The sequence below is a fragment of the Paenibacillus dokdonensis genome, assembly GCF_004916975.1.
In the GTDB taxonomy this organism is placed as follows: Bacteria; Bacillota; Bacilli; order Paenibacillales; family Paenibacillaceae; genus Paenibacillus_AQ; species Paenibacillus_AQ dokdonensis.
Genome location: NZ_STGQ01000001.1, coordinates 3,055,236 through 3,075,336, shown reverse-complemented (window position 1 = coordinate 3,075,336; position 20,101 = coordinate 3,055,236). Strand labels below are relative to the sequence as shown.

The window sequence follows — 20,101 nt, the reverse complement described above, 5'->3', positions numbered from 1 at the left end:
TGATTGTTAACATGAATTTATATAAACTGAAAGCTAGTGTAATGGTTTTGTTAATACCAATCTTACTGCTAGGCTGCACACAAAAGGAACAAGCAGACGAGAAAGCAATGACCACCTCGGTTTCACACTCATGGGCTTTTGAGTTTGTTCATTGGAATGACGTTTTATATCGATTAACAGACATTAGGATTGTATCAGTTGATCGAATGGTAGGGACTGTGGAATCTCTAATTACGGATGAGACCATTATAGGTCATGGGGTGTATTCCAACAGATTTGCTGAGGGCACTAAGCTGTACTCGATTTCTGAAATGAGCACGGACGATGCGATCGCTGTGAAGATGAACGATGGTTACTACAAAATGGTTAATACGGTTAAGGAAAGAGCGGAACAGAAGGATCAATAAAAATTTATAGGGATAACGTGAAAGATTGTCTGGATCACCAGACAGTCTTTTTTAATTTGTCTCCGATTAAAAAACACTAAATTAACGATGCCACTCAGACGCCTTGTATCCTGTCTAGACAGCTATTTAGTTCCTCGCATTAATCCCTGCATTACTATAGTGGTTTTGAGTGCTTAGATAATGATCTGAATGCGTTAAAAACGCTATTTTCTTTGGGTTTTTGGTATGTTATCATTTCAAAACAGAAAGAGGAGGTGGATTCATTAATGTCTATTACGCTTATCTTGTTGGCTGTAGCTGCAGTTTTTATCGGTGCTCTTATGAGATCCATGTTTGGCTTCGGTGAGGCGATTGTGAGCATGCCTCTGCTTACGCTTTTGCCGATCCCGCTCCATACTTCGGTTTCTTTGATCGGTTTAGCCGGTTTAACGGTCGCTTTATTGACTGTTTTCAGTGGTTGGCGTCATATTGAACGGCCTGTCCTCATCCGGCTGGCTGTTTCCACGGTCATTGGCATTCCGGTCGGGCTTATCGTATTGAACACCATTCCTTCCTACATCATTACATCTATACTGGGCATTTTTCTCATCGGTTACGGGGCGTATTGTTTAATCAAGAAAAGTCTCTCTGAAGCGATTGATCATCCGCTGCTTAATAGCCGCGGCTGGGTTTGGCCTTTCGGATTTGCTTCAGGCGTGCTGGGTAGTGCATATAACATTAATGGTGTGCCAGTCATGATCTACGGTACTTTGCGGCGGTGGAACCCTGAACGTTTGCGAGGCACATTACAGGCGCATTTTCTGGTTTCCGGAGTACTCGTTGTAGCGGGGCATGCTTTGGGAGGATTATGGACAGCAGACGCCTTTGTTTTATACGCATATTCTATTCCAGCCATTCTATTAGCTACAGGCCTCGGGGTTCTATTGAACAAACGAATTCCAGCCAGGAAGTTTGAACGCATTTTATTTGTCATCATTATTGCATTAGGCATTCTGTTGTTGTTTCCGCGTGGGTAATGATTCTTTCATAATTACGCAGATTTGTAGTCTGGGATTATTGAACAAAATGGTAGGATTTACCCTGTTAAGTTTATGATTTGGACAGCTCACAGATTGATTATGGTTAATACACCATGATGGATCTGTTTTTTTGTTTTTTGCTTCATATTCTAAAATAAGAATGCTTGTTCTTAAATAGGACTTAAGAGGGTAGGGGCGTTTCATATTATTAGGTATGATTTATCTTATAGGGTTAATATCATAATCTTGGTGGTACTGCAAACTTACCGAGCGGGAGGGAAATCGTTTGATTGAAATTTCAGAGACTTGGATTGATTCGCAGGCACCCAATAGTGCTGCGATAAAAAACGGACATGATCTCATAAAAAAAGGGAAGTTTACAACGCTTCACCACTCTGAGGATCAACAGGTGCTATTTGGGACATGTGCAGGCAGCGGGAAGACGCCGTATGCACCTTCTGTGGATTTTGTGCTTCCGGATAAACCTGTGATGCGCTGCAGCTGTCCGAGCCGACAAATTCCGTGCAAGCATGTACTTGGTTTGCTGTATGCCTATGCACAAGGCAAGCCTTTTTCGGCAGCGGCGGTGCCGGATGAACTGGCTGCCAAACGGGAAAAGGCCGAGAAACGTGAAGAGAAAAAAGCCAAAGATGCAGCTGACGGGGTTGCAGTCAAGCCTAAGAAAGTAAATAAATCGGCCCTGAAGAAAAAAGTGACGGCTCAGCTCGAAGGATTGGATGTATTGGAAAAGCTGACTCATTCCTTGATACGCCGTGGTCTGGGAATGCTGGATACAAAAGAGCTTAAAGTCATCCAGGATCATGTTAAGCAAATGGGGAGCTTTTATTTAAACGGGGCTCAGATCCAGCTGCGTAAGCTGCATATGATTCTTTCGGCAGGCGGGAATCCCGAACTTACCTATACTTATGCCGCTGAACAATTTGCTATCATCCATGCCTTTATCAAAAAAGGAAGGGCACATCTGAACGCGAAGCTTCAGGATACCGAACTTGCGTTAGACTATGAATCCACCATTGAAGAGTGGCTGGGTCATGCTTGGCAGCTCTCAGAGCTCAGGGATGCAGGTCTGGTTAGCCCGGAGACGGAACTGATCCAGTTATCTTTCCTCAGCTATGATGATTCATCCCGTCAGGAGTTTGTGGACTGTGGTTACTGGATTCAAAAGGACAGCGGCGAGCTTCATTGCACATTACAGTACCGTCCATATAAGGCGGCGAAGCTGATGCGTGAGGAGGACAGCTGTTTTGATGTTGTTCATGTGCCGGCTCTCTATCGTTACCCGGGTGATATGAACCGCCGAGTGCGGTATGAGTCCTTCACCACAAGACCGGTGGAAGAGCAGGACATAGCCCGGATACGGCAATATGCTGCCCATTCCTATGCCGAGGCCATAAAAAAAGTGAAGAATCAACTCAAAAATCCGCTGGGTGATCCGAATCCCGTGATGCTGCTGCATGTGGAGCAGGTGGTGGCTGATGAGGAAGGCCGATTATTCATCTCGGATTCGAACGGGGAGACGCTTGGACTGCAGGATCTGCTCGATGACTCCACTGTTAACCTGTTGAAATATTTACCTGATGACAGCCTGAAGGATGTCTCTATGCTGGTTATGTTCGATCATCAGACTCAAAGCGGTCAACTGCAATCGCAGCCGCTGAGTATCATGAATAAACAAGAGATTATCCGTTTGCTATACTAATTTGCAGAATTGGAGGAGATACGCAAAATGAGTCATGCATTGCTGATGGAGCTGAACGAAGAAATCAGACGCTTATATATTGCAGGGAGTGACCTCGCAGCCGGAGACTATCGGCTGAAACGACTGCTGCCGTCTTTTGAACAGCTTGGTGAACGGGCGCCGGTGTTTAAAAAGCTTGCCGAAGGTGTCCATGGCTTGATCGAAACAGGTAACAGCATCGATACGGACTCTGCCCGGCAGCTGCAGATCGTGAACCTGCTGCTGCAGTCCGTATTACATACCCAAGGAAAAGCGGCAGCAGAAGGTGAGACAACGCCGTTCATAAGTAAACCTCTCGCGCTCCCAACCCGCCTGTCATATCGCAGGTTATCTGCAGTTCGGACCGCACTGACGACACGTGGAGGTGGACGTCATGAAGTTATTCTGGAAGCTTACAGAGAGGGATTATTCCGGGATTTGCGACTCCTGCCGCTTGCCGTTGAAGCGCTTAATGACCCTTATGTAGAAATCGCGGAATTTGCCATGACGGATATTCTGCCATCGTATGGACCGGAAATCGTGCCGCATCTGCTTGAAAGCTTTCAGCCTGCCGGGGGTAAACTCGAAGCACGCAAGCTGACCGTCATTTCAAAGAGCGGTGGTCAAGATGTAATACATGTCGTATATGATGCTGCTGTTTCAGGTTCGGATGAGATCCGTACAACAGCCATTCGGCTGCTGGCAGGGCATCAGGAATATGAACAAGCGCTGCTGGACTTTAGCCGGGACAAGAAGAAGGGCATCCGTGAAGCTGCATACCATGCGCTCGCGGACAGTAGCTGGGAAAGTGCGGCTGAACGTCTGTACGAGGCTTCCAAAGGCAAAGACTGCGATCTGGTGAATTCTTCACTGACCCGGTGCCAGTCGGAACTGCTGACGGGATGGCTTACACGGGATTTCTCGATTATTTTGCAGTCGCTGGAAGAGATAGAAGGAAACAAGCAAAAGGCGGAGGAGATCTGGACTCGGGTTAAACGATATCTCTGGTCCCTGCATCAAAAAGAGAGTCCTGAGCTAGAGGAACTGTATTTGAATGTCCTGCGTCAATATAAGCTGTATATGTATAAACTCGGCTGGGTATTTTTGGCCAATGAAGCAATGAACTATATGAAACAAATAGACTCCGAAGAAGGTCGACAGCTCATGAAGGCAGCCGTGGAAATGGATTTGAAGCATTCTGCAGGCACCAGCTCCTATGCGCGCGAGATATTCATTAAAGCTCAGCCCATTTTGTCGCCGGGGCGTGTATACGAGGAATATGCCAAGATTTTGATGGACCGTCTGCAAGCATCAGCCGTAAGCCGCAGCGCGAATTACTGTAAACAATTGCTGGATACAATAGAGGACCTAGTCATATCCAGGAGGTACCAAGCTTATAACCGGGAATGGGCATATGGTAAAAACGACGGCTATACCTATCATGTGGAGATGCTGCCCCAGGAGGAGATCGCAGCAAACTGGGATTCCAGGTGGCTGGGCCATTTTATCGAGCTGGATCACATGGCGTTGGTCAGTGCATTTGCCCGTCCGGGACAACCGGAGGCTGGTTCTTATTTGCTTGGCAAGCTGAAGAATTCACCAGAGTTCCGTAATCGTTTCGCCAATTTGGCAGTGATCGGGCTGGTTCGCGCAGGTATTCCGGAAGCTCAGCTGCATGAAGCGCTCGTTCGCGCAATGGAGGATGAACGGAATACCGAATGCCATGAAATCGAACCGTACCTGTTCAATCAATTATGCCGTCTTCCCGCAGGCTATGCTGAACGAATCCGGTCTGCATTGCCTAAGTTCAAGTCCAACGCAGAGGAGCAGCTGGAATTCATTTTGAAGAATATGACGTCATCCATTCATTCATAAAGGAGTGTTATATATGAGTACGGAACAAGCCATGCAGGATATCATGCGGCAGCCGTCTGAGCTGTTGTATCGGGAGGAGTTAAATGCATTAATTCAAGAGGATCAAGGGAAAATTCCGGCAGGTTGGCAGATGTCACCGCAGTCGGTTTTGAAATTTATCGTGGGAGGTAAGGCGGGAAAGCAGGTCATTACACCAAAATATATCGGCAATCCACGTATTGTTGAAATGGCGATTGCGACGCTCGTCACGGACCGGGCGCTGCTGCTCATCGGAGAACCGGGAACGGCCAAATCCTGGCTGTCCGAAAACCTGTCTGCGGCCATCTATGGAAATTCAGGTCTCGTTGTGCAGGGGACGGCGGGAACTACTGAAGAGCAGGTACGTTACTCCTGGAACTACGCTATGCTGCTGGCGCAAGGGCCAACGCCGGAGGCGTTAGTGAAAAGTCCGGTGATGAGAGCGATGGAGACTGGAGGCATTGCCCGCTTTGAGGAAATATCACGCTGCGCCTCCGAGGTGCAGGATGCCTTGATATCCATTCTTTCTGAAAAGACAATTTCTGTTCCTGAGCTCGGCAAGGAAATGAATGCACGCAAAGGATTCAGCATTATTGCCACAGCCAATACCCGCGACCGTGGCGTGAATGAGATGTCGACGGCACTTAAGCGCCGCTTTAACATTATTGTTTTGCCGGCACCGGCAGATCTTGAAACCGAAATGGAAATCGTGAAGAAACGGGTTGCCGAGATTGCTGCCTCTTACGATTTACAGGCGGCAGTGCCTGCGGATGAAGCGCTACAGAAGGTTGTGACCATTTTTAGAGAGCTGCGCAGCGGTATGACCCTCGATAAGAAGGAAAAAGTGAAATCTCCGGCAGGCGTCATCTCAACGGCCGAAGCCATCTCGCTGCTTACGAACAGCATGGCGCTGGCGGCAAGTTTTGGAAACGGAGATATGACAGATGAGGATATAGCGGCAGGGCTGCAGGGGGCTATCGTGAAGGATGATGATAAAGACCGGCTTGTATGGAAGGAATACCTGGATAATGTGATGAAAAAACGCGGGGCAAGCTGGCGTGGGCTTTATACGGCATGCAAGGAGATGAATCAATGAATGCGGCCAGCGGCGCTGGGATACATATTTTTGGCGTCCGGCATCTGTCGCCGGCGGGCGCTTTTCATGTCGCAGATTATTTGGAGCAGGTACAGCCTACAGCGGTATTGATTGAGGGGCCTTCAGATGCAACCTCTGAAATCCTTCATTTAACCAACAGTTCCACGAAGCCGCCCGTTGCTATTCTTGCATTCACAGAGGAACTGCCTGTCCGTACGGTGCTGTGGCCTTTCGCTGCATATTCCCCCGAATATCAGGCGATGCTTTGGGCACGCAGAAATGGAGCTCATTGCGCTTTTATCGATTTGCCTTCATCTTCAGCTGTCTGTTTACAGGATGTACGAGGGGAACATGGGGAGAATCACTCGGGTCCAGATGAAGCCGAGGAATCAGGAGGGCAGCAGGCATTGGAGTCCAATATCCATAGATCAGAGCAAAGGGCAGAAAGTGACCGGAGTGAAAAGACAGGAGACAGCAGCTCCATCTACAGCAGGATCGCGGAAATATCCGGAGAGGTAGATTACGACACGTATTGGGAGCGCAGCTTTGAGCATAACCTGAGTCCGGATGCTTACCGGCAGGCTATTTTGGCTTATTCAGGCCAGATGCGAGAGCTTACGGAGGAGCAGGAGCGTAAGGATCAGAGACTGGAATACGCCTATAATGCGGTACGTGAAGCCTATATGTGCCGGCAAATTGCAGATGCCATCGCGGCAGGCCACAAACCGGATAAAATTGTGGTGATCTGCGGGGCTTACCACGCTTCTGCTTTGATCAATCTTACATCTGCGATGACCGGCGATGAATTAAAGCAGCTTCCTTCCCGCAAGACGAAGCTGACGCTCATGCCTTATTCTTATTTGAAACTGTCGTCACTCTCCGGTTATGGTGCCGGCAATATTGCTCCGTACTATTTTGAAATGATGTGGGGACATATGCTCCAAGGCACGCTTGGGGATTTGCCTCATCATTACTTGTCATCGGTGGCGGGTGATTTAAGAAAAGCCGGTACGCACCGCTCGACCGCAGAGGTAATCGAGGCGGTACGGCTGGCTGAATCCCTTGCAGCGCTGCATGACGGCTTGGCCCCAACGCTCAGGGATCTAAGGGATGCGGCCAAAACTCTTCTTGGAAGGGGCGAGCTCTCCGTAATTGCAGAGTCATTGGCAAAAACAGAGGTTGGGACGGCGATCGGAGAATTGGCGGAAGGCGTCAGCCAGACACCGATTCAGGAGGATATGAACCGCCAGTTGAAGCGACTGAAGCTGGATAAATATAAAGCGGCTGTTGCAAGTGATCTGATCCTCGATCTGCGCGAGAACCGTAGGGTGTCTTCGGAAGAAGCTGCCTATCTCGATCTGAACCGCTCATTCTGGTTTCATCGCTTGAAACTGCTGGGGATTCATTTTGTCAAAGAAATTGTCAGATCTCAGAATCAGGCTATTTGGGCGGAACATTGGGTTACCCAGTGGTCGCCTGAAGTGGAGATTGAGATTGTTGAATCTACGCTACTCGGCGAGACGGTTGAAATTGCAGCGGGATTTGTTCTGCAGCAGCGGCTGGAAAGTTGCGGCTCAATTGAAGAAGGATCTGAGCTTATTACAACTGCATATGAGTGTGGAATGATTCATCAGATGGAGGCTGGCCGGCAGACCTTGCAAAGACTTGCGGTTGAGAGCCAGGATGTCGTACACATTACGGCAGCGGCCAGAAAGCTGTCGCAGCTGATTCGTTTCGGAGGAGTACGAAGAATGGATACGACGCCGCTCGTACCGCTGCTTCAGCAGCTGTTTATGCGTGCCTGTCTGTTTTTATACGATGCGAGTCAGTGCAATGATGAAGTGGCGCAGGCGATGGCTGCGGCGATCAATGAATTGAACCATATCGCTTCGGAACACAGCGAAGAAGTTGATGAAGCGTTGTGGATTCAAGAGCTGGGCAGATTGTCAGACAGGGACGATGCACATCCACGCCTTTCGGGACTTGCTTGTGCCATTTTGCTGGAACGTAATGATATTACGGCGCAGCAATGCGCTGCGGAGGTATCCCGGCGGCTATCTCCGGGTATTCCGGCAGATCTTGGAGCAGGATGGTTCGAGGGGCTTGCGATGCGCAACCGCTATGCGCTTTTATCGCGAATGAGCCTATGGGAACAGCTGGATGAGTATATTTGTACACTCGAGAACGAAGAGTTTGTGCGAGCACTTGTATTTTTGCGCCGTGCATTTAGTGTCTTTAGCCAGAAAGAAAAAACGATGGTAGCCGAGCTGCTTGGTGAGCTTTGGGGCGCAGATACGGAGCAGGTAGCGGAAATACTCATGGATGACCTTAAGGAGGACGAAACCCGGATGCTGGATGAATTAAATGATTTTGACTTTGAGGATTTTTAAATATGGGAAATAATGCGGATCATCAGGCATTATCCCGTTGGCGGCTCATTCTGGGTACGGCTGCTGAAGAAGAACTTAACCGCTACAGCAGCGGCGGACATTTGGAATTGTCCAGCGATGAGCTGATTATGGACCGGGCACTTGCTGCTATTTATGATCAAACGGATGATACTGGACAAGATGGCGGAACTTCTTCAGCGACAAAATCACGTAATGCAGGACAAGGGAAGTCCGCACCGCGGTTAGCGCAGTGGCTCGGGGACGTGCGTGCTTTTTTTCCTGACGACGTGGTCTCCGTTATACAGAACGATGCTATGGAGCGAAAGGGCTGGAAGCAGCTTTTGTTTGAGCCGGAAGTACTGGCAAGTGTAAAACCGGATATACAGCTGGTCGGAACTCTGTTGTCACTTAAAGGGAAAATACCGGAGCAAACGAAAGATACCGCGCGAATGCTGGTGCAGGCCGTGGTGGATGAACTCGTTAAAAGAATGGAGCAGGATATTCAAAGGGCCGTTACCGGTGCTCTGAATCGCAGGCAGCATACACCGCTTTCTTCATTAAGCGGTATTGACTGGAAGCGAACAATCCAGAGAAATCTCAAAAATTATGATGCCGGACTGAAGCGGATCATTCCCGAAAGATTCTATTTCTATGACCGTGCAAGACGGAATAAGGAATGGACGGTTATCGTGGATATCGACCAGAGTGGCTCCATGGCGGAATCAGTCATCTGGGCATCGGTAATCGGATCGATTTTTGCCAGCATACCTGCTCTTGATACCCGCGTCGTTGTGTTCGATACAGAAGTAGTTGATCTGACAGAACAATGTGCGAATGATCCCGTGGATATGCTGTTCGGTATTCAGCTTGGCGGCGGTACGAATATCGATAAATCAGTCGCATATTGTGAGCAATTTATCCAGGAACCCCAAAAGACATTGTTTATTATCATTTCTGATCTATATGAAGGTGGCAACCAGTCAAGGCTGATACGGCGTATGCGTGAGATGAAGGAATCCGGCGTGAAGACACTTTGCCTGCTCGCGTTATCCGATGAAGGCAAGCCATTTTATGATGAGCAGCTGGCCAAGGCTTTGACGAAGGATGGAACTCCTTGCTTTGCCTGTACTCCTGCGCTGCTGCCGCAGCTGGTGGAAGGTGCGTTAAAAGGACAGGATCTGTCGGAGCTAGCCAAGAGGTTGAAGACGAAGGGAATCTAGTGTTACATCGAACAGGTCGATTATGGTCCTTCATTATAAGGAATAAAATTACATATGCCGAATAGATCTCTTACTTATAGTTCACCAGATTACATGCAGGGTATCCAATAAGCCGGTCTTCGGCTTAACGGATGCCTTTTTATGTAGGGCAAAGACTATCTTGAGTCTTATAGGCTATAATAGAAATACATAAAGTGATATTCTTCCAAAAAAGGAGGCGGGTACCATGAATTGCACGCCGGAAATCATTGAACGCAGTCATACGGAGCGAGGGGACATTCAGCTTCAAAAAAGAGAGAGTCATTATGAGATCATATACAACGGCATCTTTTTAATGGCAACGTATAATGGGGAATCGGAACGTCTGCTTGTCAGCAGTGCATTGGAGAGATGCAGGAGCGCGCAAAGCGTGCTCATTGGTGGTCTTGGAGTTGGATTTACACTGGAAGAAGCGTTGTCCGATTCCAGAGTCGGGAAGGTGGATGTCGTCGAGATTGAGGAAGTGATTATTCGATGGAACCGCAATCATCTGGCGCCACTCTCCGGCTTTGCGCTGGATGATCCCCGTACTCATGTTATCCACACAGACCTGGTGAAATGGATGGATTCAGCTCATGATCCATATGATGTCATCTGCCTGGACATTGATAACGGACCGGATTGGACCGTCTCTGAATCGAATAATGGACTTTACTCGGAGAAAGGAATTAAGGCACTAATCAGGCTGCTTCGTTCTCAAGGAATCATATCGTTTTGGAGCGCCACGGCTTCGCCTGAATTCGTGGATTACTTAAAAACCTTTTTTGATAAGGTAGAGGTTGAATTCGTTCCTCAGGAACGCGGCGAACCCGACTATATATATCTGGCTTCTTCTCCAAAGATCATGCATTAGCGAAGCGATGATTTTGAAATTTCCCCTAAGAGTATCATTTGGGGAACGAATATTTTGTTTTTATAAGCCTCTCATGAGTTCTGCGAATTTTTGGGAGGCTTATTTCTTTTTAGGCTTTGTAACGAGCAGCACAAGTCCATACTGAAAGGGGGGCGAGTATATGTTCCACTCCGTACCCTTCGGCAGTCTGGTGCAGCGGACAGCGTTACCTGTGATGCAGCGAAACGTCAGGTGCAAGTCGTGATCCATCCTGAGGTGCTGCCAGCGTTTAATACTCTGACCTTCCGGATCGGTTCGGAGGATGTGTACCTTGTGGATGGTAGCTCGATTGGCGAGAAAATTCCGGCACCGTTTCTTACTTCGGGAAAAGTTTATGTGCCAATTCGGGCGTTATCCTTGCTTGGAATAGCTGCCTCAACCGTGAAGAACACGGTGAGCTTGAACTGGAGCGATAAAGTCATAGAGGTTTTGAAGCAGGAATGGGAGACTGATCAAGCTAGCGCAACGTTCACCATGTTGTATCAGAAGGATATGTATATTCCACAGTACATGTATTCATTAGGAAGCGGCGGTTGGGGCGGCGAAACAGGCAAGGTCACGAAAAAGGATATATCATTGGATGGAAGGATGTATAACCGTATGCAGTTTACAGTAAATTTGCGACCTGGACCCAATCCGGTGATGCTCACTGCAGTGTCGGCTGGCAGCAAGGTAGTCAAAGTGAAAAGAAAGGTAACAAATATTACCTCGCTACCGGTCACCATATCGGAAGAAGGGAAAGGGAACATCGCTTTCACCAGCCCTACCTATGGCTTTATCCAGACAAGGCCCGGACAAAAGATTGATGTGTCGGGGGATATTCTACAGCACAATGACCTGTTTGATAAGCTGACCGTCAGCGTTGAACGGTATCTACCGTCAAGCAAGGACAGCTATCAGGTATACGAAGAGGAGAAAAGTTTTGAGCTGCCCATTAAGGACCAAAAATTCGCGGGCTCGTTCACATTAAGCGAAAAAGGCAGTTATCTGATTAGAGTCATCAGCCCTGCCTATATACCTTTCATCGAACATGGGCCATCGATGACGCAGTGGGCTGAATTCGCGGTAGAAGTAGAGTAGTGCTCTACCTGTTATGGTCATACTGTGGGAGATTGAATAAAGGCCCCCTGTAGGAACTTGATGTTCCGCTTGCTTGATCGGTCTAGTGCGGTTTTTTTCTAATATTCACGATGAATTGTGAGCACTGAAAAAGGTGAGAATGGTACGCCCGGTTGCATGAATGTGGAGTTGAACCGGGCGTAACCATTCTCACCTTAAATTTTTGTTATCTTCTTACTGTTGAGTGGTATGTTGATCTCTCATCATATGATGATAGTGATAATGATGATGATGGTGGACATGGATATAGTGCTGACCTTGTGGGTAACTGGCGGCATGATAATAGGGATGATGTATATGTTCTTGGCCGTAATGATGAGGTGATTGGGGATCTCTTTGTTGAGATCCTTGAACGTTATAGTTTTCCTGAATCATTGATTTTCCCCTTCCGTCTCGTGGTTGATATATAATATGCCTACCCATGATTAGCGACACTTGACCTAGATAAATTGGGCTACCTAATATCCATGTTTATTTTATTGACGATCCGCTCGTACAAATACGTGCCGGGTATTTTGCGTCGTCTCCCGATAAGCATGAATCCCCCTAAATGAGTACTTTTACAGAGAGCTGTACTCAGGATCTTCGGTTAGCAGATTTTGGTGCATGACTTCTATTCACCTGTAGTGTTTAATAAGAATTACTGCTTATTAGAAACGGAGATTTAGAACTTGAATCAGGCTCGCAGAATCAAAATGACTACGATTTTAATTGCATTTCTCTTGATCGGCATTATCATTTATGGCTATATGAAGCATAAAGAATTGAAACAAGAATTGGATCAACTGCAAAGCGAAAAGCTTCATGACACACGCCTGTGGTTTCAGCTGCAAATGATGAATACTGAAACGCTAGATTTTGATCTGGCAAACGTTCTAGCTTCGAACTCTGCAGCATATCGCAAAAAATACTTGAAAGCTGCCTATGAATCGGCTTCTTTTATGACGAATATGAACTGGTATAATCCAACCCCGACGATTCTATATGACTTTCAGTCTAATCGTTCTGGGCCATTTTGGAGCCAAACAGCAAGTTATTTAGGTTACTTAGTAGATGACAGTGCGGAAACACTAACGGATGTTCAGCGGCAAAACTTATTAAAGATGCGAAACTTCATCCTCAAAACAGCTCCTGCGTTGCATCAAATAAACGATAGCGTGTTGTATGGTCCTCATGTTAAGAATGAAGTTCCTTCGGAAGAACTGAGTCGACGAATAACCTCTTTAACCAATGAGCTCGATTCCACACCCTCAATCGGTGATAAAGAATCGTTGTTCAATGAGTACCTTTACCATTTGAATCCGTATCAGCCTCAGGTTCAAGTGTTTAAGAAGGAAGTACGAGTGCATAAGGAAGAATTGCAATCGAAAGTGGAATCCTTTATGAATGTACTCTGGAAAGACAAGCGTGATAATCAAGTCATGTCGAGCGGTGGAAGCATAACTCCTGAGTTTGGGGATAGCCTTGTTTTTTTGTCCGGAAATAGCGAGAAGATGTTCTATAATGTTCAAATCAGTGTTGCTGGGGGACATATACTATCGATTAATCCAAAAGATGATGGTATTAAAAAGTTCAACAATAAAAAAATAACTAAAGCAGAGGCCATTCAATTAGCCGAATCTCTTGTGAAAAGCTGGGGGGAGGCTCCTCTGGTTATCGATCATACATTAGCAAAGGGTACCTTACTAGATGTAACATTTGTTCCTCAGGTTGGAGGAGTTCCTTATACTGACGCGGATATTGATGTTACGATCGATACAGCAACTGGAACGCTGCAAAATTTCAATACGACAGGTTATTATTTGAAAAGAGATCGGATCGTCAAGACGAAAGCAGGCATTCCGCCTGAGACTGCGCTGAAACAAGTAAATGCTGAATTAACAGTTACAGATCGCCCCAATCTGATGATTCGTAACGGGAAACTGGTTTACTCCATTCCTGTAAAAGGCTATGAACAGGTTACGAAGATCTATGTGGATGCCCAAACCGGGAAACAAGTAGATATTGAGTATAAAAGTCTTGATTATTAAAAAGATCACTGTAAAGAAATGAGTCGTCGAGCATCCGGCGGCTCTTTTTTGATTTTCCTCACCTCAATACATACTAAACGGGAAATTGAATGAGGGACTTATTTTTATTTTTTTGTAATTAACGTACAATGAAAGAACATAGTGGGGACGGATGGTCCTTTATATGATCATATTCATGTCATTAATCCTGATTTTTTCTATAAGGTTTAACGTATGGAGGTAGTCACATGATCGGCAAAAGCAATATTGAACGGGATTTACGCGATAGGTTGGAACATGAGAACGAATACAAGGAACTGGAGAACATGCTTATTTTAGAGTCCAATCTCAGCAAAGCCAGAATTTCAAAAAAATCCCTTGTGGAAATCAGCCGTGTCACGAGGTTGCTCCCTTGATGGATATTAAAGAGAAAGTTCAGAACTTGCCGCTTACTCCAGGCGTATATCTGATGAAGGATGCTCACGGCAGTATTATATATATCGGTAAATCCAAGAGCCTGAGGAAAAGAGTCCAATCCTATTTTTATAACTCCCAATCGCATGCTCCCAAGATAAAGAGGCTCGTACAACATGTGAAGGACTTGGAGATTATCCAAACGGATACCGAATTCGAGGCCTTTTTGCTCGAGTGCAGTCTGATTCATAAGTACAAGCCTATGTATAACCGGAAAATGAAAAATCCGATGGCGTACACGTATATTACAGTCCCAAACTCGGATGGACTTAGACGTGTTGAAATAACAAATTCCCCTTCTCCTGCGAAAGACAGAGTCGTTTTCGGTCCCTATACAGCGAACAGAAACACAGTGGAAAAAGCCGTACAGCGGATTCAGGAATGCTTCAAAATAGCCTGCAATCACACGTCAGCCGGAGCTGCTACCCCATGCTTAAATCATTCGCTCGGTTTATGTCTGGGAATGTGTCTTGGCGGGGATGGTCTTCATAAGTATAACGAACTAATGATTCAGTTCATCAGCATGTTGGAAGGTTCAGATACGAGTCTGTATGAAGAAATGGAACAACAGATGAACGCTGCCTCCGAACGATTTGATTTTGAAACGGCGGCAAAATTCAGGGACGGTATCAAGGCTGTTAATTTCCTGCTTCATAAAGAAAAAGTGATAGGCTTCGTCGAAGAGAATCGGAATATTGCAATCTATGAATATATGAATGATGAGACCATCAAGCTGTTTTTGATTAAACGGAGTACGGTTCTTTTTAGCAGGAAGTTTCATGTGGGCGGTTCGGACATCCAGCAGTTGCAAGAAGAGGTCAAAGAGTTAATCTCGGCGTATTTTAAACTGGATCAAGCCGCGTATTCTGCCGAAGTGGGTAGAGATGAAATTGATGAGGCGCAAATTATATACAGCTATCTGCAGAACAATGCGAGTCACTATTTGATAATTCCCGATGAATGGCTTGATCTGGAGAAGCAAGTGGAATTCAATCAAGAGTTAGCATCATGGCTGCGTCCTAGAGATCAAGATGAAGAGGAATACGAATAAGCGGAAATTTTAATTAATATAATAATCAGGAGTAACCTCGGGACTATATCCGGGGTTTTTATATGTAGAAGTACTGAGAAGGTTGTTAAAAATTGCGGATTTTACAGGAAAAATATAGCTTTGTAGAGAATAAGTCAACAAACTTCAAAATGAAAAGCGGTGGTATTGGTGGCAAAGACTCTGCTTGAAGAAATGGGAGAACGCTTAAAGAAGGCAAGAATCAACCGGAAAATGACGCAAATGGAAGTATACAGACTCACACAAATCAATCCGGATACACTTACTTTATATGAATCGGCTCAAGCTGAGCCTGAGTTGGTGACTCTATCCAAGTTTGCGGATACCTACCAGGTATCACTGGATTGGATCATTACCGGATTTGAATTCAACTCGAGAAGCAGGCTTTTTGCGGCTGAGAGAGAAGTAAGACGTCTGCAAAAAATTATCGATGAGCAGTCAACGATGATCAAAACCATTCAGAAGGTGGTTAACAGCTGCGAAGAATATGACACCCCGCCTAAACGGAATTGGGGGAGTTGAACATGCAAAACTGCGAAAAAAATATGAATAACACCATTTTAGAAAAAATTCATGAAATTGAGTGTGATCATCAGGTCAAAGTCCTGTTTGCCGTTGAATCAGGCAGCCGGGCTTGGGGATTTCCGTCACAGGATAGCGACTACGATGTTCGATTCGTATATATACACAGACCGGAATGGTATTTGTCCATCGATGAGAAGCGGGATGTGATCGAGGTGCCGATCAACGAGCTGCTCGACATCAACGGTTGGGATATCAGGAAGGCACTGAAATTATTCAGAAAATCAAATCCGCCGCTGCTGGAGTGGTTAGTTTCGGATATTCACTATTATGAAGCTTATGGTTTTAAAGAGGAGATGCTTCAATTAAGAAACCGAGTCTTCTCGCCAAGAGCATCCCTACATCATTATTTGAATATGGCCAAAGGGAACTTCAGAGAGTATCTGCAGGGAGAGCAGGTAAAGATTAAAAAGTATTTTTATGTTCTGAGACCGATTCTTGCCTGTAAATGGATTGAGAAATATAACCTGAATCCTCCGATTCTGTTTCAGGATCTGATTCATGATTTGATTACGGAACCGGAGCTGCTCCAGGCTATTGAAGATTTGCTCAAAAGGAAGATCTCCGGGGAAGAATTGGACTTCGAAAAGCGCGTTGATGTGATCAATGATTTTATTGAGAAAGAGATACGGCACTTAACGGAGTTTGCGGAATCAACACAGACTGAATTAGAAGATCCGACGGAGCTGCTCGACCAGTTATACCGGAAGTATTTAAAAGTGGTGTGGGAATAAGGATAATCAGCGTAAGAGAGCAGTTGGTCTTAAGACCGGCTGCTTTTTCTATTTCTCAGGAATGAAAGGATCATTTCCTGCACCAATAACCGCGACCTTATACCCGAAGGTATTGTTAAGATAGTAGTTTTGTCATATCAGAATGAGCACCCTGCTGCATATAGTCTGTGGGTGACATTCCAGTGTGTTTTTTAAATACACGGTGAAAATAAGAAGTGTCGTAGTAACCTAAGTATTGAGATATGCTGGCGATGGTCATATCCGAGCTGATCAGCAGGTTACAGGCTTCCAGCATACGCAGCTGATGCATATAACGAATCGGGGAATGGCCATATACCTCTCTGAATAAAGCCGTGGTGTAATTAGGTGAACGGCATATAAGCTTGGACAACTGCTCGATTTCAATATGCTGCCGATAATGCTCAAGCAAGTGTGTTTTAATGATTTCCGCATATTTCAGTTTGCTTGGCGTCAGATCCGGTTTTTCCAACTCACGGGCGAGCATGCCGATCAGCTCCTGAAAGATGCCAAAGCAAATCATCGTACGAAAGCTTTTGCCACCTCGGATTTCTTCATACAGTCTTTCACAGCGTTGATAAGCATATTGATCATTGAACAACTTGAACTGAATGAATTGACGCTGATCCAGGAATGGAATCCCCGTTTCAAAATCGGCATCGTATGTAAACAAAATCGTATGCTTCTGATGAGGAATGCCCATCCAATTTTCTCCGGATCTACGGGTTGACCTCGGAATGAAGAGAACATCACCGCTATCTGCGATAACCTCCTTGCCATTTATTTCATACCGGACTTTTCCCTCTCTCACCAAGACAAGAACGTTGTAATTGATCGCTTCCAGCTGTGTTCGCCAATTCGGAATATTTTTATCGAAATTTACACTCATAATTTGGATCAACACTTCACGCCTCTCTATCAAAATGCTTGATAACACCCTATCACACAAGTTTATTTCCAGTAAACAGAATCCGAGTTATTTTTATATATAAAAAACTATTGTTGAATTATACATCATTTTAGTGAAATGTACATGGACGGCTTTCAAAGCATTGACCTATAATTCATCTTACATGAAGTAGTGACGTACATGATCCGCTCCGAAATAAGCGGATGATTGATTTGGACAAAATACATTTATTTTGATTATGCTACACAACATTCACACATGGGAAAGGTAAGGGGATACGATATGAAAATCTTGTTGCTGGATTTGGATTCTTTGAGACCCGATCACCTGGGTTGTTATGGTTATCATCGGAATACCTCGCCCAACATTGATAAGGTGGCTGCAGAGGGCATCCGTTTTGATCAATATTACACCTCGGATGCTCCCTGTTTTCCGTCGCGTTCGGCTTTAATGACAGGGAGGTTCGGCATACATAACGGTGTGGTCGGTCATGGAGGAACAGCGGCGGATGTAAGATACGAGGGTATTAACAGGGATTTCCATGACAAACTGTCATCCGAGAGTTTTCCTGCACTTTTCCGTAAGGCTGGCATGAGAACCGCGCTGGTTAGTCCGTTTGGTGAGCGGCATTCCGCTTGGACCTTTTATGCGGGCTTCAATGAAATCTACAACACGGGCAAGTCCGGAATGGAGTCGGCTGAAGAGGTCACGCCTGTTGTTCTGGACTGGATTGAACGCAATGCCGATCAGGATGACTGGATGCTGTACGTGAACTATTGGGATCCGCATACGCCATACCGTGCTCCAGAAGCTTTTGGAAACCCATTCAAGGATGAACCGCTTCCCGAGTGGATTACCGCGGAGGTGCTTGAAGCTCATAAGAAGAAGGCAGGTCCGCATGGCGCGCGTGAAATCAACATGTACAACAGCGATACTTCACCTCAATTCCCGCGACATCCCGGAGAGATTACTTCAATGGAGGATTTGCGGACGATGATCGACGGTTATGATTCCGGTGTCCGCCATATGGACGATCATATCGGCTTGATCTTCCAGCTGCTGGAACAGAAAGGAATCATGGAGGAGCTTGTCATCATCATTACGGCCGACCATGGCGAGAATATGGGTGAACTCGGTATTTATGGTGAGCATGCGACAGCTGATCAGGGTACATGCCGCATTCCAATGATCATGAGATGGCCAGGTCAACAAAGCGGGATCACGGATACCCAGCTTCATTACCATTTAGACCTGCTTCCAACCATGGCTGATCTTCTGAACCTCAAACCGGCACCAAGTTGGGACGGAATCAGTTATGCAAATACGGTAAGCAGCGGCAAGGAGGAAGGCAGGGAGTATCTGGTCGTTTCGCAATGTGCCCATGTTTGCCAGCGCAGCGTACGGTTCGGGGATTGGCTGTATATCCGGACGTATCATGATGGGTTCCATTTGTTCGATAAGGAAATGTTGTTTAACCTCACGGAGGATATGTACGAGCAGAACAACCTAGCCAAAGAGCGCCGGGACCTGTGCAAGGAAGCTGTCTACCTGCTTAATGAATGGCATGATGATATGATGCAGACCATGAACCATGATGTGGATCCGTTATGGACGGTCATGAAGGAAGGCGGGCCGTACCACGCCAAGGGTCATTTGCCTATGTATGTTGAACGACTGAAACAGACGGGACGGGGTGAGGCAGCCGCGGAACTCATGAGACGCCATCCTAGAGAATTTGCATAAAACGAATGGGTCTCTCTGTGCAGAAATATATGGCGAAGGTATACGAAGCACAACTGAAAAGACAGCGATCGGATGATCGCTGTCTTTTCATCGTTTTATTTTGCCAGAAGATTAATGTGATCCAGGTTCGTACTGCTGTTAAAGATAAACTCCAGTTTGTAATCTCCACGGATATACGTAAGTTTCGTTTGCGTTGTTTTGCCGTTTTTGAATGTTGTCGTGGAACTCGGAGCAAACCAGTTCTGCTTCACCATTTTCATGGTAATGCCGCCGATATTGGTTTGGCGTTCCACATTAGTACCGAAGTAGCGGATCTCACGGACCTTGTTCAGTTTGTACGAGAAAGCGTAGCCGGGATTTCCCATATTCGCACTGTACAGATCGAAAGCTTCAGAATTTTTTCCAGGTGCCGTAGGTTCGCCGATTTTTTTAATGACGTTCTGTTTTGTGCTTTGCCCGATCGTAAGGCCGCTCACCGCTCCGGGGAACTGTCCTTTCAAAGCGGGTTTATAAAAGCTGTTCAGCGTTTTGATTGCCTGTTGGGAAGCATAGCTGCTTGTGCTGGCTGTCGCCGCAGCGTCTGCCTGATGTATAGGGAATACGATATTATTGATTCCAAGTGCACTCAAGCCAACTACGCCTGCCATGGTTAAGGTGATTACTGCTTTTTTAGCCGGTTGTTTAATCATGATTGCATCCTCTCCTTGTAACATGTATTTACCACATGTTTTCTTTATCAAACAAATTCT

Annotated in this window: 18 protein-coding genes; 16 read left to right on the top strand and 2 right to left on the bottom strand. The window is 46.1% G+C overall.

What is annotated here, in order from left to right; genetic code table 11:
* Positions 1–11 precede the first annotated feature (11 nt).
* The 15 genes from E6W40_RS29510 to E6W40_RS14125 all read left to right on the top strand — a co-directional run bounded on the left by E6W40_RS29510 (position 12) and on the right by E6W40_RS14125 (position 16,681).
* On the top strand, positions 12–407 hold the full coding sequence (locus E6W40_RS29510; protein ID WP_168928934.1) for a hypothetical protein: 396 nt from the start codon (positions 12–14) through the stop codon (positions 405–407).
* A 266-nt stretch (positions 408–673) separates the two neighbouring features.
* The gene (locus E6W40_RS14185; protein WP_136606040.1) at positions 674–1,423 is read left to right on the top strand and encodes a sulfite exporter TauE/SafE family protein; all 750 of its coding nucleotides are present in this window, start codon (positions 674–676) and stop codon (positions 1,421–1,423) included.
* 289 nt (positions 1,424–1,712) lie between these two features.
* Positions 1,713–3,146: an SWIM zinc finger family protein gene (locus E6W40_RS14180; protein WP_136606039.1), complete on the top strand. Its 1,434-nt coding sequence runs from the start codon at positions 1,713–1,715 to the stop codon at positions 3,144–3,146.
* 27 nt (positions 3,147–3,173) lie between these two features.
* Entirely contained in the window at positions 3,174–5,039 is a 1,866-nt protein-coding gene (locus E6W40_RS14175) for a HEAT repeat domain-containing protein (RefSeq protein ID WP_136606038.1), read from the top strand.
* A gap of 13 nt (positions 5,040–5,052) precedes the next feature.
* Positions 5,053–6,153, top strand: a complete 1,101-nt coding sequence (locus tag E6W40_RS14170) for an ATP-binding protein (RefSeq protein ID WP_136606037.1) — start codon at positions 5,053–5,055, stop codon at positions 6,151–6,153.
* The gene (locus tag E6W40_RS14165) at positions 6,150–8,543 is read left to right on the top strand and encodes a DUF5682 family protein (RefSeq protein WP_136606036.1); all 2,394 of its coding nucleotides are present in this window, start codon (positions 6,150–6,152) and stop codon (positions 8,541–8,543) included. The genes E6W40_RS14170 and E6W40_RS14165 overlap by 4 nt, the downstream gene beginning before the upstream one ends.
* Before the next feature lie 2 nt (positions 8,544–8,545).
* Complete coding sequence (locus tag E6W40_RS14160; protein WP_136606035.1) at positions 8,546–9,763, top strand: VWA domain-containing protein; 1,218 nt, start codon at positions 8,546–8,548, stop codon at positions 9,761–9,763.
* Between the two features lie 226 nt (positions 9,764–9,989).
* Positions 9,990–10,655: a spermine/spermidine synthase domain-containing protein gene (locus E6W40_RS14155; RefSeq protein ID WP_136606034.1), complete on the top strand. Its 666-nt coding sequence runs from the start codon at positions 9,990–9,992 to the stop codon at positions 10,653–10,655.
* Positions 10,656–10,745: 90 nt separating this feature from the next.
* Positions 10,746–11,774, top strand: a complete 1,029-nt coding sequence (locus E6W40_RS14150; RefSeq protein WP_136606033.1) for a stalk domain-containing protein — start codon at positions 10,746–10,748, stop codon at positions 11,772–11,774.
* A gap of 152 nt (positions 11,775–11,926) precedes the next feature.
* Positions 11,927–12,223, top strand: a complete 297-nt coding sequence (locus E6W40_RS14145; protein ID WP_136606032.1) for a hypothetical protein — start codon at positions 11,927–11,929, stop codon at positions 12,221–12,223.
* Positions 12,224–12,484: 261 nt separating this feature from the next.
* Positions 12,485–13,843: a PepSY1/2 domain-containing protein gene (locus E6W40_RS14140; protein ID WP_168928933.1), complete on the top strand. Its 1,359-nt coding sequence runs from the start codon at positions 12,485–12,487 to the stop codon at positions 13,841–13,843.
* A gap of 227 nt (positions 13,844–14,070) precedes the next feature.
* Positions 14,071–14,238, top strand: coding sequence for a hypothetical protein (locus tag E6W40_RS29505; RefSeq protein ID WP_168928932.1), 168 nt, complete (start codon positions 14,071–14,073; stop codon positions 14,236–14,238).
* The gene (locus E6W40_RS14135; RefSeq protein WP_246073005.1) at positions 14,238–15,347 is read left to right on the top strand and encodes a GIY-YIG nuclease family protein; all 1,110 of its coding nucleotides are present in this window, start codon (positions 14,238–14,240) and stop codon (positions 15,345–15,347) included. The genes E6W40_RS29505 and E6W40_RS14135 overlap by 1 nt, the downstream gene beginning before the upstream one ends.
* Positions 15,348–15,515: 168 nt before the next feature.
* Positions 15,516–15,887 (top strand): helix-turn-helix domain-containing protein, encoded by a 372-nt coding sequence (locus E6W40_RS14130; RefSeq protein ID WP_168928931.1) that lies wholly within the window; start codon positions 15,516–15,518, stop codon positions 15,885–15,887.
* 23 nt (positions 15,888–15,910) lie between these two features.
* The gene (locus tag E6W40_RS14125) at positions 15,911–16,681 is read left to right on the top strand and encodes a nucleotidyltransferase domain-containing protein (RefSeq protein ID WP_136606029.1); all 771 of its coding nucleotides are present in this window, start codon (positions 15,911–15,913) and stop codon (positions 16,679–16,681) included.
* Positions 16,682–16,796: 115 nt separating this feature from the next.
* On the opposite strand, the gene E6W40_RS14120 is transcribed toward E6W40_RS14125, so the two are convergent.
* A complete protein-coding gene (locus E6W40_RS14120; protein WP_246073004.1) occupies positions 16,797–17,603 on the bottom strand; it encodes an AraC family transcriptional regulator in 807 nt (268 codons plus the stop codon).
* A gap of 288 nt (positions 17,604–17,891) precedes the next feature.
* Here E6W40_RS14120 and E6W40_RS14115 point away from each other — a divergent pair, with 288 nt between their 5' ends.
* Positions 17,892–19,352, top strand: coding sequence for a sulfatase family protein (locus tag E6W40_RS14115; protein ID WP_136606028.1), 1,461 nt, complete (start codon positions 17,892–17,894; stop codon positions 19,350–19,352).
* 95 nt (positions 19,353–19,447) lie between these two features.
* On the opposite strand, the gene E6W40_RS14110 is transcribed toward E6W40_RS14115, so the two are convergent.
* Positions 19,448–20,041 (bottom strand): YjgB family protein, encoded by a 594-nt coding sequence (locus E6W40_RS14110; protein WP_246073003.1) that lies wholly within the window; start codon positions 20,039–20,041, stop codon positions 19,448–19,450.
* Between the last annotated feature and the right edge of the window lie 60 nt (positions 20,042–20,101).

What these genes read in the sequence shown, in the direction of transcription:
- E6W40_RS14185 (WP_136606040.1), top strand. Translation starts at nt 674, where the DNA reads ATGTCTATTACGCTTATCTTGTTGGCTGTAGCTGCAGTTTTTATCGGT.
- E6W40_RS14160 (WP_136606035.1), top strand. Translation starts at nt 8,546, where the DNA reads ATGGGAAATAATGCGGATCATCAGGCATTATCCCGTTGGCGGCTCATT.
- E6W40_RS29505 (WP_168928932.1), top strand. Translation starts at nt 14,071, where the DNA reads ATGATCGGCAAAAGCAATATTGAACGGGATTTACGCGATAGGTTGGAA.
- E6W40_RS14115 (WP_136606028.1), top strand. Translation starts at nt 17,892, where the DNA reads ATGAAAATCTTGTTGCTGGATTTGGATTCTTTGAGACCCGATCACCTG.
- E6W40_RS14165 (WP_136606036.1), top strand. Translation starts at nt 6,150, where the DNA reads ATGAATGCGGCCAGCGGCGCTGGGATACATATTTTTGGCGTCCGGCAT.
- E6W40_RS14125 (WP_136606029.1), top strand. Translation starts at nt 15,911, where the DNA reads ATGAATAACACCATTTTAGAAAAAATTCATGAAATTGAGTGTGATCAT.
- E6W40_RS14110 (WP_246073003.1), bottom strand. Translation starts at nt 20,041, where the DNA reads ATGATTAAACAACCGGCTAAAAAAGCAGTAATCACCTTAACCATGGCA.
- E6W40_RS29510 (WP_168928934.1), top strand. Translation starts at nt 12, where the DNA reads ATGAATTTATATAAACTGAAAGCTAGTGTAATGGTTTTGTTAATACCA.
- E6W40_RS14155 (WP_136606034.1), top strand. Translation starts at nt 9,990, where the DNA reads ATGAATTGCACGCCGGAAATCATTGAACGCAGTCATACGGAGCGAGGG.
- E6W40_RS14175 (WP_136606038.1), top strand. Translation starts at nt 3,174, where the DNA reads ATGAGTCATGCATTGCTGATGGAGCTGAACGAAGAAATCAGACGCTTA.
- E6W40_RS14170 (WP_136606037.1), top strand. Translation starts at nt 5,053, where the DNA reads ATGAGTACGGAACAAGCCATGCAGGATATCATGCGGCAGCCGTCTGAG.
- E6W40_RS14135 (WP_246073005.1), top strand. Translation starts at nt 14,238, where the DNA reads ATGGATATTAAAGAGAAAGTTCAGAACTTGCCGCTTACTCCAGGCGTA.